The sequence below is a fragment of the Luteimonas sp. MC1895 genome (assembly GCF_016457215.1).
Lineage (GTDB): Bacteria > Pseudomonadota > Gammaproteobacteria > Xanthomonadales > Xanthomonadaceae > Luteimonas.
In genome coordinates, this window is record NZ_JAEMDY010000001.1 from 826479 (window position 1) to 841087 (window position 14609).

General features: G+C 70.3%; 14 protein-coding genes. 10 read left to right on the forward strand and 4 right to left on the reverse strand.

The features are described from left to right. The first annotated feature begins 3 nt into the window (after positions 1 to 3). The 9 genes from JG616_RS03620 to JG616_RS03660 all read left to right on the forward strand — a co-directional run bounded on the left by JG616_RS03620 (position 4) and on the right by JG616_RS03660 (position 7196). A complete protein-coding gene (locus tag JG616_RS03620) occupies positions 4 to 387 on the forward strand; it encodes a hypothetical protein (protein ID WP_199360091.1) in 384 nt (127 codons plus the stop codon). A gap of 1 nt (position 388) precedes the next feature. Further along, the gene (atpB, locus tag JG616_RS03625; protein WP_199391700.1) at positions 389 to 1186 is read left to right on the forward strand and encodes a F0F1 ATP synthase subunit A; all 798 of its coding nucleotides are present in this window, start codon (positions 389 to 391) and stop codon (positions 1184 to 1186) included. Between the two features lie 70 nt (positions 1187 to 1256). After that, positions 1257 to 1556 carry a F0F1 ATP synthase subunit C gene (atpE, locus tag JG616_RS03630; RefSeq protein WP_027070003.1) on the forward strand — a complete coding sequence of 100 codons (300 nt, stop codon included), beginning with the start codon at positions 1257 to 1259 and terminating at the stop codon, positions 1554 to 1556. A 100-nt stretch (positions 1557 to 1656) separates the two neighbouring features. Beyond that, positions 1657 to 2127 (forward strand): F0F1 ATP synthase subunit B, encoded by a 471-nt coding sequence (locus JG616_RS03635; RefSeq protein WP_132986051.1) that lies wholly within the window; start codon positions 1657 to 1659, stop codon positions 2125 to 2127. A gap of 5 nt (positions 2128 to 2132) precedes the next feature. Beyond that, a complete protein-coding gene (locus JG616_RS03640; protein WP_199360094.1) occupies positions 2133 to 2660 on the forward strand; it encodes a F0F1 ATP synthase subunit delta in 528 nt (175 codons plus the stop codon). Positions 2661 to 2751: 91 nt separating this feature from the next. Further along, positions 2752 to 4302, forward strand: a complete 1551-nt coding sequence (gene atpA, locus JG616_RS03645; RefSeq protein ID WP_199391701.1) for a F0F1 ATP synthase subunit alpha — start codon at positions 2752 to 2754, stop codon at positions 4300 to 4302. Between the two features lie 82 nt (positions 4303 to 4384). Next, complete coding sequence (atpG, locus tag JG616_RS03650) at positions 4385 to 5248, forward strand: F0F1 ATP synthase subunit gamma (protein WP_199360096.1); 864 nt, start codon at positions 4385 to 4387, stop codon at positions 5246 to 5248. A gap of 103 nt (positions 5249 to 5351) precedes the next feature. After that, positions 5352 to 6761 carry a F0F1 ATP synthase subunit beta gene (atpD, locus tag JG616_RS03655; RefSeq protein ID WP_199360097.1) on the forward strand — a complete coding sequence of 470 codons (1410 nt, stop codon included), beginning with the start codon at positions 5352 to 5354 and terminating at the stop codon, positions 6759 to 6761. Positions 6762 to 6773: 12 nt separating this feature from the next. After that, a complete protein-coding gene (locus JG616_RS03660; RefSeq protein WP_199360098.1) occupies positions 6774 to 7196 on the forward strand; it encodes a F0F1 ATP synthase subunit epsilon in 423 nt (140 codons plus the stop codon). 620 nt (positions 7197 to 7816) lie between these two features. On the opposite strand, the gene JG616_RS03665 is transcribed toward JG616_RS03660, so the two are convergent. Both JG616_RS03665 and JG616_RS03670 read right to left on the reverse strand, forming a co-directional pair. Beyond that, positions 7817 to 8200 (reverse strand): GtrA family protein, encoded by a 384-nt coding sequence (locus JG616_RS03665; RefSeq protein ID WP_199360099.1) that lies wholly within the window; start codon positions 8198 to 8200, stop codon positions 7817 to 7819. After that, positions 8197 to 10236 (reverse strand): hypothetical protein, encoded by a 2040-nt coding sequence (locus JG616_RS03670; RefSeq protein ID WP_199391702.1) that lies wholly within the window; start codon positions 10234 to 10236, stop codon positions 8197 to 8199. The genes JG616_RS03665 and JG616_RS03670 overlap by 4 nt, the downstream gene beginning before the upstream one ends. Positions 10237 to 10323: 87 nt before the next feature. Between JG616_RS03670 and glmU the strand changes: the two genes are divergently transcribed. After that, positions 10324 to 11739 (forward strand): bifunctional UDP-N-acetylglucosamine diphosphorylase/glucosamine-1-phosphate N-acetyltransferase GlmU, encoded by a 1416-nt coding sequence (glmU, locus tag JG616_RS03675; protein WP_199360101.1) that lies wholly within the window; start codon positions 10324 to 10326, stop codon positions 11737 to 11739. A gap of 211 nt (positions 11740 to 11950) precedes the next feature. Here glmU and JG616_RS03680 read toward each other — a convergent pair whose 3' ends face one another. Then, positions 11951 to 13261: an ATP-binding protein gene (locus tag JG616_RS03680; protein ID WP_199360102.1), complete on the reverse strand. Its 1311-nt coding sequence runs from the start codon at positions 13259 to 13261 to the stop codon at positions 11951 to 11953. After that, positions 13261 to 14607, reverse strand: a complete 1347-nt coding sequence (locus JG616_RS03685) for a sigma-54 dependent transcriptional regulator (protein ID WP_199391703.1) — start codon at positions 14605 to 14607, stop codon at positions 13261 to 13263. The genes JG616_RS03680 and JG616_RS03685 overlap by 1 nt, the downstream gene beginning before the upstream one ends. Between the last annotated feature and the right edge of the window lie 2 nt (positions 14608 to 14609).

The following is a 14609-nucleotide window of genomic DNA, read 5'->3' on the forward strand; positions in this document are numbered from 1 at the left end:
ACCATGCTCAATCCCCTTGCCGCAGGAACGCGGCTGGTGCGGCGCACGATCGCCTTCCAGGTGGTCGCGGTCGCCGCGCTTTCGCTTGCGCTGCTGGCGAAGGGTCCCGCGTGGTCCCTGGCGGCACTGGCGGGCGGCGGGGCCATCGCCGCGGGCGGCGCGCTGTACGGCGTGCTCGCGCTGGGTGGCGGCATCGGTCCCGCGGCCGGCGCGCTGTCGCGCCTGGTGCTGGGACTGCTGGCGAAGTGGTTGGTGGTGATCGCGACGCTGTTCATCGCGATCGCCGTGGCGAGGCTGCCGGCCCTGGCAGTGATCGGGGGCGCGGTCGTCGCCCTGGTGGCACAGGTGCTGGCCATGGCCAGCGGACATCGAAACAGGAATTCATGACATGGCGGCTGCGGCGGATCTCACCCCCACCAGCTACATCCAGCACCACCTGCAGAACCTGACCGCGTCGGTCGGCGAGGGGTCGTTCATGACCCTGCACGTCGATACGCTGGTCAGTTCGCTGGCGATGGGGCTGCTGATCACCTTCCTGTTCTGGGCCGGTACCCGCCGCGCCACCGCCGGCGTGCCCGGCAAGTGGCAGGCCTTCGTCGAGATCATGCTCGAGTTCGTCGACCGCCAGGCCCGCGACACCTACCACGGTTCCAGCAAGCTGGTGACGCCCATCGCGATCACCCTGTTCTTCTGGATCCTGATGATGAACATGCTGAAGTTCATCCCGGCCGACTTCTTCGCCATCCCGCTGTCCTGGATCGGCGTCGAGTACTGGAAGCCGGTGCCCACGGCGGACGTCAACGCCACGCTCGGCCTGTCGATCAGCGTGTTCTTCCTGATGCTGTTCTTCGCCCTGCGCTCGAAGGGCCTCGGCGGATTCACCAAGGAATTCCTGACCGCGCCGTTCGGCAAGTGGATGATGCCCTTCAACCTCATCCTCAACATCGTCGAGTGGCTGTCGAAGCCGATCTCGCTGGCGATGCGACTGTTCGGCAACATGTTCGGCGGCGAGATCGTCTTCCTGCTGATCTGGGTCCTCGGCGGCGCCAGCCTCCTCGGCCTCATCGGCGGTGCGCTGTTCGGCTTCGGCTGGATGATCTTCCACATCCTGGTGATCCCGCTGCAGGCCTTCATCTTCATGATGCTGTCGATCGTCTACCTGAGCCTGTCGGAAGACAGCCACTGAGTCACCGCTTCATCCAGTTCCACCCTTCACCTTTCGTCCAACCCTCAAAGCACCACGCCCGGAGATCACCATGGAAACCATCCTCGCCACGCTTGCCCAGGTCCAGGCCTCGACCGCCCTCGGTATCGGCATCATGATCGGCCTCGCCGCGCTCGGCGCCGGTCTCGGCCTCGCCATCATGTCGGGCAAGTTCCTCGAGTCGGCCGCGCGCCAGCCGGAGCTGATCCCGGTGCTGCAGGTCCGCATGTTCATCACCGCCGGCCTGATCGACGCCGCGTTCATCATCTCGGTCGCCGTCGGCCTGCTGTTCGCCTTCGCCAGCCCGTTCATCGGTCCGTGGACCGAGCAGCTGGCGCGACTGGCCGGCTGATCGCCTCGCCGCGCACGGTACGGGCGGCATCCGCCGCCCGGGCCCCGCAGCAAGGCCGGCATGCGCCCCGCATGCCCCGACCACCACGACAGGCACTGCCATGAACATCAATCTCACCCTGATCGCCCAGGCGCTTTCGTTCGCTGCGCTGATCTGGCTGATCGCCACCTTCGTCTGGCCGCCGCTGCTCAAGGCCATCGAGGAGCGCCAGCAGAAGATCGCCGAGGGCCTCGCCGCCGCCGACAACAGCCAGCGCGCGCTTGCGCAGGCCCAGGACACGGCGAACGAGGAGCTCAAGGCCGCGCGCACCAAGGCCAACGAGATCATCGACCAGGCGCACCAGCGCGCCAACCAGATCGTCGACGCCGCGCGCGTGGAAGCGCAGACCGAGGCCATCCGGCAGAAGGCCATGTTCGACGCGGAGATCGAGGCCTCGGCCAATCGTGCCCGCGAGGACCTGCGCCGCCAGGTGTCCGCGCTCGCCGTCACCGGCGCGGAGAAGCTGCTGAAGCGTGAGATCGACGCCAGCGCCCACAAGGCGCTGCTCGACGAACTCGCCGCGGAGATCTGAGCCCGATGAGCCAGGAGATCACCCTCGCCCGTCCCTACGCCCGCGCCGCCTTCGGCATCGCGCGCGACCGCGGCGATTTCGCGGGCTGGTCGAAGGCGCTGGCGTTCTCCGCCCGCGTCGCGGCCGATCCGCGCGTCGCGCCGCTGCTGGGCCACCCCTCGCTGGCCGATGCCGACGCCGTCGAGCTGCTGGCCATCGACGGCGCGGACGCTGGACAGCGCGATTTCCTCGCGCTGCTGGCGACCAATGGCCGCCTGGCCCAGCTGCCCGAGATCGCCGGCCTCTACGAGGACCTGCGCGCCGAGGCCGAGAACGTCGTGCGCGCCACGGTGACCTCCGCCGCGGAGCTGTCGGAGTCCGAGATGGCCGGCATCCGTGCCGCGCTGGAGCGCCGCTTCGGTGCCGCGGTCGAGGTCGAGACCGCGGTCGATCCCGCGCTCATCGGCGGCGCCATCATCAGCGCGGGGGATGTCGTCATCGACGGCTCGCTGCGCGGCAAGCTCGCGCGCCTGCAGTCGGCGCTGAGCCAGTAAGCACAGGGCGCCGCGGCCATCCCGCCGCGGCGCCACCACAAGATCCACTTACCGCGCACCACCACCGCTGGCGCGCACCGAGGAACCGGAAATGGCAAGCACCCAGCTCAACCCCTCTGAAATCAGCGAACTGATCAAGAGCCGCATCGAGAAGGTCAAGCTGGCCGCCGAGGCGCGCAACGAGGGCACGGTCACCTCCGTGTCCGACGGCATCGTGCGCATCTACGGCCTGGCCGACGTGATGCAGGGCGAAATGATCGAGCTGCCGAACGACACGTTCGCGCTCGCCCTGAACCTCGAGCGCGACTCCGTCGGCGCCGTGGTCCTGGGTGACTACGAGCACCTGCGCGAGGGCGACGTGGCCAAGACCACCGGCCGCATCCTCGAAGTGCCGGTGGGTCCCGAGCTGCTGGGCCGCGTGGTCAACGCGCTCGGCGAGCCGATCGACGGCAAGGGTCCGATCACCGCGTCGCTGACCGCGCCGGTCGAGCGCGTGGCCCCGGGCGTCATCTGGCGCAAGTCGGTCGACCAGCCGGTGCAGACCGGCTACAAGTCGGTCGACGCCATGATCCCGATCGGCCGCGGCCAGCGCGAGCTGATCATCGGCGACCGCCAGACCGGCAAGACCGCGATGGCCATCGACGCCGTGATCAACCAGAAGGGCACGGGCATCAAGTGCGTGTACGTGGCGATCGGCCAGAAGGCCTCGACCGTCGCCAACATCGTGCGCAAGCTCGAGGAGAACGGCGCCCTGGCGCACACGATCGTGGTCGCCGCCACGGCGTCCGAGTCGGCCGCGATGCAGTACATCAGCGCCTACGCCGGCTGCACCATGGGCGAGTACTTCATGGACCGCGGCGAAGACGCGCTGATCGTCTACGACGACCTGTCCAAGCAGGCCGTGGCCTACCGCCAGATCTCGCTGCTGCTGCGCCGCCCGCCGGGCCGCGAGGCGTATCCGGGTGACGTGTTCTACCTGCACAGCCGCCTGCTCGAGCGCGCCGCGCGCGTGTCCGAGGACTACGTCGAGAAGTTCACCGAGGGCAAGGTCACCGGCAAGACCGGTTCGCTGACCGCGCTGCCGATCATCGAGACCCAGGCCGGCGATGTGTCGGCGTTCGTGCCGACCAACGTGATCTCGATCACCGACGGCCAGATCTTCCTCGAGACCGATCTGTTCAACGCCGGCATCCGCCCGGCCGTCAACGCCGGCATCTCGGTGTCGCGCGTGGGTGGTTCGGCCCAGACCAAGATCATCAAGAAGCTGTCGGGCGGCATCCGCATCTCGCTGGCGCAGTACCGTGAGCTGGCTGCGTTCGCGCAGTTCGCCTCGGACCTCGACGACGCCACCCGCAAGCAGCTCGAGCGCGGCCAGCGCGTCACCGAACTGATGAAGCAGAAGCAGTACCAGCCGATGTCGATCGCCCACCAGGCCGTGTCGATCTACGCGGTCAACGAGGGCTACCTCGACGACGTGCCGGTGAACAAGATCGGCGCCTTCGAGGATGGCCTGCACGCGCACTTCGACAACACCGCCGGCGAGCTGGTCTCGAAGATCAACGCCAGCGGCGGCTGGAACGACGAGATCGAAGCCGCGTTCCGCAAGGGCATCGAAGACTTCAAGGCGACCGGCTCCTGGTGACGGGACCGGGCACCGGGGTCGCCTGACCCCGGTCGCCGGATCCCCTGACCAGAACCCCGAAGCAAGCAGAGCGAGCGAAGACATGGCCGGCGGCAGAGAAATCAAAACCAAGATCAAGAGCGTGCAGAACACCCGCAAGGTGACGCGCGCGCTCGAGATGGTCTCGGCCTCGAAGATCCGCAAGGCGCAGGAGCGGATGAAGGCCTCGCGCCCCTACGCCCGCGCGATGAAGCAGATGATCGGCCACCTCGCACAGGCGAACACCGATTTCCAGCATCCGTTCCTGGTGGAGCGGGCCGAGGTCAAGCGCGTCGGCTACGTGATCGTGTCCTCGGACCGCGGCCTGGCCGGCGGCCTCAACAACAACCTGTTCCGCAAGCTGCTGGGCGAGATCCGCCAGTGGCAGGAGAAGGGCGTCGAGGTCGACGTGGTCACCATCGGCCAGAAGGCGACGGTGTTCTTCCGCCGCCTCAAGGTCGGGATGCTGGCGAGCGTCACCCACCTGGGCGACACCCCCGAGGTCGACCAGCTGGTCGGCATCGTCAAGGTGATGCTGGACGGCTACACCGAGGGTCGCCTGGACCGCGTGTTCATGGTCTACAACGACTTCGTGAACACGATGACCCAGCGGGCGGCCTTCGACCAGCTGCTGCCGCTGCCGCCGTCGGACGAGAAGCTGGTGACCCATGACTGGGACTACCTGTACGAGCCCGACGCGCAGACCGTGCTCGAGCACGTGCTGACCCGCTACATCGAGTCGCTGGTGTACCAGGCGGTGATGGAGAACATCGCCTCCGAGCACGCCGCGCGCATGGTCGCGATGAAGGCCGCGAGCGACAACGCGAACAAGCTGATCGACACGCTGAACCTGGTCTACAACAAGGCCCGGCAGGCGGCGATCACCCAGGAAATCTCCGAGATCGTCGGCGGCGCGGCGGCGGTCTGATCCAGACAGCATGTGGGAGGGGCCCGACGGCCCGGTCCCGAAGAATCGCGGCCATGGCCGCTCCCACAACGAAAGAACACAGCAAGTTTCAGAGGACCAGGCAATGAGCAACCAGGGCAAGATCGTTCAGATCATCGGCGCGGTCGTCGACGTGGAATTCCCGCGCAGCGAAGTGCCGAAGGTGTACGACGCACTGAAGGTCGAAGGCACCGAGATCACCCTCGAAGTGCAGCAGCAGCTCGGCGACGGCATCGTGCGCGCGATTGCGCTCGGTTCGACCGACGGCCTGAAGCGGAACCTGATCGCCACCAACACCGGCACCGGCATCGTGGTGCCTGTGGGCGCCGGTACGCTCGGCCGCATCATGGACGTGCTGGGCCGCCCGATCGACGAGGCCGGTCCGGTCGACGCTTCCGCGCACTGGGAAATCCACCGCGCGGCGCCGTCGTACGAGGACCAGTCGTCCTCCGCCGAGCTGCTGGAAACCGGCATCAAGGTCATCGACCTGATGTGCCCGTTCGCCAAGGGCGGCAAGGTCGGCCTGTTCGGCGGCGCCGGCGTCGGCAAGACCGTGAACATGATGGAACTCATCAACAACATCGCCAAGGCGCACGAAGGCCTGTCGGTGTTCGCGGGCGTCGGTGAGCGGACCCGCGAGGGCAACGACTTCTACCACGAGATGAAGGACTCCAACGTCCTCGACAAGGTGGCGATGGTCTACGGCCAGATGAACGAGCCGCCGGGTAATCGTCTCCGTGTGGCGCTGACCGGCCTGACCATGGCCGAGTACTTCCGCGACGAGAAGGACGCGTCCGGCAAGGGCAAGGACGTGCTGCTGTTCGTCGACAACATCTACCGCTACACGCTGGCCGGTACCGAAGTGTCGGCGCTGCTCGGCCGCATGCCGTCGGCAGTGGGCTACCAGCCCACGCTGGCCGAGGAAATGGGCGTGCTGCAGGAGCGCATCACCTCGACGAAGTCCGGCTCGATCACCTCCGTGCAGGCCGTGTACGTGCCCGCGGACGACCTGACCGACCCGTCGCCGGCGACCACCTTCGCCCACCTCGACGCCACCGTCGTGCTGAGCCGCAACATCGCTTCGCTGGGTATCTACCCGGCGGTCGATCCGCTGGACTCCACCAGCCGCCTGCTCGACCCGAACGTGATCGGCGCCGAGCACTACGACACCGCGCGCAAGGTCCAGTCGACGCTGCAGAAGTACAAGGAGCTCAAGGACATCATCGCGATCCTGGGCATGGACGAGCTGTCGGAAGAGGACAAGCAGGCCGTGTCGCGCGCGCGCAAGATCGAGCGCTTCTTCTCGCAGCCGTTCCACGTGGCCGAGGTGTTCACCGGCTCGCCGGGCAAGTACGTGCCGCTGAAGGAAACCATCCGCGGCTTCAAGGGCATCGTGGACGGCGAGTACGACCACCTGCCGGAGCAGGCGTTCTACATGGTCGGCGGCATCGACGAGGCGGTCGAGAAGGCCGCGAAGATGGCCGAGAAGGCTTAAGAAGGCAGGGACATGACCACCATCCGTTGCGACATCGTCAGCGCCGAGGCCGAGATCTTCCGCGGCGAGGCCACCCTGGTGGTCGTCACCGGTGAAGTCGGCGAACTCGGCATCGCGCCGCGCCACGCGCCGCTGATCACGCGGCTCAAGCCCGGCAAGGTCGTCGTGACGCAGGCCAACGGCGAGAAGCTCGACTTCGCCATCAGCGGCGGCATCCTCGAGGTGCAGCCGCAGGTGGTGACGATCCTGGCCGACACCGCGATCCGCGCCGACGAGATCGACGAGGAAAAGGTGCGCAAGGCCAAGGAAGAAGCCGAGCGCGTGCTCGCCGGCCGCGGCGAGGCGATGGACATCGCCGAGGCGCAGCAGAAGATGGCCGAGGTCGCGGCGCAGCTGCAGGCGCTGGAGCGCCTGCGCAAGAACCTGAAGCACTGAGCGGCATCACCAGCGGTCTCCGGAAAGCCCCGCCATCGCGCGGGGCTTTTCTTTTGGTTCTTCTCCGGCGTGGGGGCAAAGCTTTGTGCAGCGCTGCGGCGCTTTGACGCATGGCCTGCTGCCGCTCATGTCCCCCGATGCCGGCCCACCGGGCCGGCATCTCCTCCTTGACTTCCCGTCAGCAGGCCACGCGCCAAAGCGATGCAGGGCTGCGGGCGCTCCGCGGAAGAGCCAAAGCGATGCAGGGCCGCGGGTGCGCCGCACAATAGCCAAAGCCGCGTGCCTCGCCGATCATCTGCCCTGCGCCCTGCGCCCTGCGCCCTGCGCCCTGCGCCCAGCGCCCAGCGCCCAGCGACCAGCGACCAGCGGCCAGCGGCCAGCGGCCGAACCGATCCGGACTGCGGTGCGATGCCTGCTGACGGGAAGTCAAGGAGGAGGCTCCGGCCGCAGGTCGGAGACGGGGGACATGAGCGGCAGCAGGCATCGCATCGCAGCACCGCCAAACGTCCCGCCAAACGTCCCGCCAAGCGCCCCGCCAAGCGCCGCGCCGCACGGCGTTCCGCAACCTGCCGACGTGCAGGCGCAGGCCAGAACCGGCGCCGGCCCGGCCCGGCCGAGGCTCAGCGCCGGTAGATCCAGTGCCGCGAGGCGATGAAGCCGAGCACGCCGAGACCCACTTCCACGAGGGGCTTCGCGAGCCAGGCCCACTTGCGGCCGAGGATGTCGTCGATGGCTTCGATCGCGACCGTGCTCAGCAGGGTCAGCACCAGCCAGATGACCACGAAGCGCAGCAGCTGCCGGCGCCCGAGCCCGCGCCCGTCGCCGGCGAAGGTGATCTTGCCGTTGGCCCAGAAGCCGAGAAGCGCCCCGCAGATGCGGCCGGCGACGTTGGCCAGGCCGATGCGCAGGCCGAGGTGGCTGAGCAGCACCATGACGCCCCAGTCGAGCAGCCACTGCACGCAGCCGATCAGCACGTAGCTCGATCCCTGGCGGCCGAGGCTCACGGCGCGATGGCTCCGGGCGCCGGCGCGTCGGGCCGCGGCAGGCGCCACCATTCGATGCCCTCGACCGTGGCTTCGTGGCGCGCACCCGCCAGCCGCAGGGCGGCGCGACGTGGCGCAGGCAGGCGCTCCGCGTGCAGCACAAGCTCGGCGATGCCTTCGCGCTGCCAGAGCGCCACCCAGGCCGCGCCGCTGGCGTCGGCATCGGCGATGTTTGCCGCGGCGGCGAGCGAGGGGTCGTACCAGGAGGGGGCGCGTGCGCGCGAGGCCATCTCGGCGAGCATCGGCGTGTCGAGGTCGAGGACGAGCAGGTTGCCCGATGGTCCGCCTTCCGCACTCCAGCGCTCGCGCACCGCCTGGGCGAGCAGCCGCTCGGGCGCGTATTCCGCCAGCAGCGGCGCGTCGCGGCCCAGGGCGACGAGGCTTTCCTTTACCGCGCCGGTGCGCAGCATCCAGTGCCCATTGGCCTGGAACAGCAGGTTGGCGATGCAGGTGGCGACGACCACCACATGGCCGCTGCGGGGCGCGGACGCGAACGCCGCGACCACCAGCGGCGGAAGCGCCAGCACCATCGCGGGATAGGCGTAGCGCAGGTACTGGGTCGCCAGCAGCGGCAGCGCCAGCATCAGCAGCGCGAGCGCGGCCAGCGCACGCGTCCGGCGCCGCGCCAGCGCGAGCAGCCACGCCCCGCCGAGCGCCACCAGCACGAAGCCGCCGCCGCCGGCATGGGCTTCGAGGTAGTCGGGCGTCTGGAAGGTCATGCGCCACGGCAGCGTCGGACCGAAGCCCTTGTGCCAGCGTTCGTCGACGAAGTCGCCGCCGAACCAGGGCGAGCCGAAGAGGTCGTTCATCAGCGGCAGCACCGGGTTGCCCGCGATCGCCCAGGCGTACGCATAGCTGCTGCCGCCGATGGCGAGCAGCAGGCCCAGGCCCGCGGCCACGCTGCGCGCGTCGAGCACGCTGCGATGGCGCCAGGCCAGCCACGGCAGCAGCAGCATCGCGAAGCCGAACGCGACCAGCTTGGTGGCCGCAAGCATTCCCGTCAGCGCGCACGCGGCCAGCAGGGTCCTGCGCGACGGGGCCGTGCATCCCGGCAGCGCCGCCCAGCACAGCAGCGCGGCGGTGGGCAGCTCGGTCTGCATGCCCATGGCGAGCACCGCGGTCAGCGGCAGGCTGCCGAAGAGCGCCACCGTCCACGCGCGGGCGCGCCGGTCGCCGCCAAGCGCGCCGGCCAGGCGCCACAGCGCACATGCGCACAGCAGCAGCCAGAGTGCGTTGAGCGCGCCGCGTGCTTCCGCGCCGGCGATCAGCTGCGGGATTGCCTGCAGCACGTCGGCGGCCCAGGGCGCCAGCGCCCAGACGTGGACGTCGGGATCCATGGCCAGGCGGCCGTCGAGCTGCAGCGACCACGGCAGCAGCAGGTGGTAGGCGACGTCGTCCTGCTGCGCGGTGGGAACCCAGCAGCCGGTGGCGGCCAGTCCCAGCAGCATGACCGCCAGCGTGGCGGGCCGCGGCGCCGCGGCAACCGTGTCGCGCCACTGCGCCAGCGCGGTGCGCAGCGACGCCTGCAGGGCGCGGTGCCGCCAGACGACCAGCACCAACGCGACGGCCAGCCAGCTCCAGCGCGTGTGCACCGGCAGCGGCAGCAGCCAGCCCGCCAGTCCTGCGACCAGCGCCAGGCCGGTCACGCACTGGGCGGCGGCGTCCGCGCGCGGCAACAGCAGGCTGCCCGTGGCGATCGCGGCGAGGGCGACGAGTGCCACCGCCAGCATCGGCAGCGGCCCCCCCAGCCACGCCAGCGCCAGCAGCCAGGCGATGGCCAGCCCATGCGCGGGCGCGAGTCCGCGGACGCGGTGGAGGATCCGGGCGATCCCGGCTGCGCCAAGCGCGATGACCAGCAGGGCGACGCTGCGCGCAGGCACCCATTCGGCGGGCAGTCCATGGCCGAGGATGCCGGCAAGACAGGCGACGCCGCCCGCCCACAGCACCACGGCCGGCCAGCGGGCATCGGCTCTGAACGTGGGCGTGGCGACGGACACGGGCTGCGGAGGAGGGCCCTGCGACATCGCGCGCATGCTAGCAGAGGGTCGCACTAGAATGGCCGCGATCAAGCAACAGGACAGGCCATGCCCGCGACCCCCGAAACCGCTTCCGCCACCGCCGCGCCCGGCGACCTGCACGTCGTCATCCTCGCCGCCGGCGAAGGCAAGCGGATGAAGTCCGCGATGCCCAAGGTGCTGCAGAAGATCGCCGGCAAGCCGATGCTGTCGCACGTGCTCGCCGCCGCCCGCGAGCTCTCGCCGGCGGCGATCCACGTGGTCTACGGCCACGGCGGCGACCAGGTGCGCGAGGCCTACCGGCACCGCTCCGACATCAACTGGGTCGAGCAGGCGAGCCAGCTTGGCACCGGCCATGCGGTGCGCGAGGCGATGCCCGACGTGCCCGATGGCGCGCAGGTGCTGGTGCTCTACGGCGACGTGCCGCTGATCACCGCGGCGACGCTGCGCCGCCTGCTCGCGGCCGGCGGGCGGATCGCGGTGCTGGTGGCCGAACTCGAGAACCCGCGCGGCTACGGGCGCGTGGTGCGCGACCCGCAGGGCAACGTCGGCGCGATCGTCGAGGAAAAGGACGCCGACGCCGAGCAGCGCCGGATCAACATCGTCAACACCGGCGTGCTGGCGGTCGAGTCCACGGCGCTGAAGAACTGGCTGCAGCGCCTGTCCAGCGACAACGCGCAGGGCGAGTACTACCTGACCGACATCTTCTCGATGGCCGCGGCCGAGTACAGCGCGGCCGAGATGGTGCTGGTCGACGACCCGGTGGAAACCGAGGGCGCGAACGATCCCTGGCAGCTCTCCCAGCTCGAACGCGCGATGCAGCAGCGGCGCGTGCGCGCGCTCTGCGCCGACGGCGCGCGCTTCGCCGATCCGGCGCGGGTCGACATCCGCGGCGAGGTGGTGGTGGGCCGCGACGTCGAGATCGACGTCGACGTCGTGCTGGAAGGTCGCGTCGTGCTGGGCGACGGCGTGCGCATCGGGCCCTTCTGCCGGATCCGCGACGCCGAGCTGGGTGCCGGGACCGTCGTGCGCGCGCACTGCGACATCGAAGGGGCCACCATCGAGGGCGCCGCGCAGGTGGGGCCGTTCGCGCGCCTGCGCCCGGGCACGGTGCTCGCCGACGGCGTGCATATCGGCAACTTCGTCGAGACCAAGAACGCCGCGCTCGGCGTCGGCAGCAAGGCCAACCACCTGAGCTATCTCGGCGACGCCGACATCGGTGCCGGGGTGAACATCGGCGCCGGCACCATCACCTGCAACTACGATGGCGCCAACAAGTCGACCACGACGATCGCCGACGGCGCCTTCATCGGCTCGAACGCTTCGCTGGTGGCGCCGGTGACCATCGGGCGCGATGCGACGATCGGCGCAGGTTCGGTGATCACCAGCGACGCGCCGGACGGCAGGCTGACGATCGCCCGCGGACGTCAGCTGAGCATCGATGGCTGGCAGCGCCCGACAAAGCAGCCGAAGCAGCCGGCCTGATCCCGGGGCCGCGGGACCGGGTCCGGGGCCGGGGCCGCGGCACCGGGGCCACTGTAGGAGCGGCTATAGCCGCGATGGCGGGACACCGGATCGCGGCTATAGCCGCTCCTACAGGGCGCAGCCCGCGCAGTCCGCGCGGCGCGCGCGGAGCGCCGGAGCGCCGGAGCGCCGGAGCGCCGCTGGTGCGGTGCGTGTGTGGGCAGTGCGCGCGTCAGGCGGGCAACACCAGCGTCACGCACAGCCCGCCGTCTTCGCGGTTCGCCAGCGCGATGCGGCCGCCGTGGGCCTCGGCGATCTCGCGGCTGAGCGCCAGCCCCAGGCCGGTGCCGTGGCGCTTGGTGGAGTAGAACGGCAGCAGCGCGTTGGCCAGCACCGGCTCGTTCATGCCGCTGCCGCGGTCCAGCACGTCGACGCGCCAGGCATCCGGCAGCCGGCGCAGGCCCAGGCGCACGTCGCCCGCGGCGGAGCCCGACTCGTGCGCGTTCTTCAACAGGTTCAGCAGCGCCTGCTCCAGCTGCGCGGCATCGGCGCGCACGTGGCCCTCGACGTGGCCTTCGATTCCGAAGTCGACCTGGCTGCGCAGCCGCTCGAGGAAGCTGCGCCATTCCAGCGCCTCGAGCCGCGGCGAGGGCAGCTTGGCGAAGCGCGCGTAGTCGCGGATGAAGCCCTCGAGGTGGCGCGCGCGCTCCTCGATCGTGGCCAGCGCGGCCGGCAGCCGTTCGTACTGGCCGCGCCGCAGCAGTTCGCCGCCCGAATGCGCCAGCGAGGCGATCGGCGCCAGCGAGTTGTTGAGCTCGTGGCTGATCACCCGGATCACCTTCTTCCAGACCTGCACTTCCTGGCGGCGCAGTTCGGCGGTGAGCTGGCGCAGCAGCAGCAGCTCGTGGCGGCGGCCGTTGAGCCGGAACAGCCGGCGCGACAGGTGGTAGATGTCCTCGTCGTCGTCGCTGCCGACGGTGAACATGCCGTCGCCGCCGCGGGCGAAGGCCTCGCGCATCGCCTCGGGCACGCGCTCGAGGAGTTCCGGGAACGAGACCCCCTCCAGCCTGTGGCCATCACCGAGCAGCTTGCGCGCCGCCAGGTTGCCGAGCACCACGTGGCCGCCGGGATCGACCAGCAGCATCGCCACCGGCGTGTTCTGCACCATGGTGTCGAGCAGGAGCTCGCGCTGCACCAGGCGCAGGCGCTGCTCGCGCAGGGTGTCGCCCAGGGCGCGATGGCTGGCGACCAGGTTGCCGAGCTCGCCGCCGCCTTCCCACGACAGGCCGAAGCTGTAGTCGCCGTCGCGGTAGCTCGCGACGCTGCCGGCCAGCGCGCGGAACAGCGAATGGGCCGGCGCGAGCAGTCGCCTGACGTGGTACAGCAGCAGTGGCAGGGGCAGGGCGATGGCGATCGGCAGCGCAAGCCAGCGCGAGGCCAGCCAGGATTCCAGCATCAGCCCCAGCGCGGTGGCGATCGCCATGTAGGCCAGCGCGAGCGCCGTGAACGAGACGCTCAGCGGCAGCCTCGGCCGGCGCGGCATCAGTCGCGCCGGATCCCGAGGCGGTCGAGGCGCCGGTACAGCGCCTGCCGCGACAGTCCGAGCTCCTGCGCCGCCTGCGCCAGCACGCCGCCGTGGCGCGCGAGCGCGGCTTCGATCGCGGCGCGGTCGGGCTCGTCGGCCGCGGGCACCGTCGTCGACGGCACCGCAGGCGACGACGGCAGGCCAAGCGCATCGCCTGCGATCACGTCGCCGGCCGACAGCAGCGCCGCGCGCTGCACGACGTTGCGCAGTTCGCGCACGTTGCCGGGCCAGCCATGGCGGAGCAGGGCGCGCCCGGCGTCGGCCGAGAGCTGCTTCCCGGCCGGGAGGAAGTGGCGCGCCAGCGGCAGGATGTCGTCCGGCCGGTCGGCCAGCGGCAGGAGCTTTAGCTCCACCGCGTTGAGGCGGTAGTACAGGTCTTCGCGGAAGCGGCCGTCGCGGATCATCACCGCGAGATCGGCATTGGTCGCGCTGACCACGCGCACGCGCACCTGGCGCTCGCGGTTGCCGCCCAGCCGCGCGAAGCGCCCGGTCTCGAGCACGCGCAGCAGCTTCATCTGCCCGGCCGCCGGCAGGTTGCCGATCTCGTCGAGGAACAGCGTTCCGCCGTCGGCGGCTTCGAACTTGCCCTCGCGCGCCTTGCCCGCGCCGGTATAGGCGCCGGCCTCCGCGCCGAACAGCTCGGCCTCGATCAGCTCACCGGGCAGCGCGCCGCAGTTGAGCGCCACGAACGGCCCGTCCTTGGCCATCGAATTCGCGTGCACGATCTCGGCCACCTTCTCCTTGCCCGATCCGTTCGGCCCGGTCACCAGCACCGGCAGCTCGGAGCGCGCGACCTGGCAGGCCAGCGACAGCAGCCGTTCGCTGGCGGGATCGGCATAGACCACGCCGCGCAGGTCGTGGCCGCGCGATAGCGCGTCGCGCCGCCGCCGCTCGCCGCTGCGGTGCCGCGCCAGTTCGCGCCGCGCCTCGGACAGCTCCAGCAGGTTGTTGACCGTCGCCAGCAGCCTGCGGTCGTCCCAGGGCTTGCCGAGGTAGTCGGCGGCCCCGGCCTTGACCAGGTCCACCGCCGACTCGAGGTGGGTCCACGCGGTGAGCAGGATCACCGGCAGGTCGGGCTCCTGCGCGCGGATGGCGTGGAAGAGCGCGATGCCTTCCTCGCCCGAGGTGGTGTCGACGTGGAAGTTCATGTCCTGTACCACCAGGTCGATGCCGCCCCCGCGCAGCCGCGCCAGTCCCTGTTCCGGCGACTGCGCGGCCACCGCGTCGATGTCATGCAGCGAGAACAGCAGCTCCAGCGCGGTCGCGACGGCGGGGTTGTCGTCGATGATCAGGACGGTAGGCATCG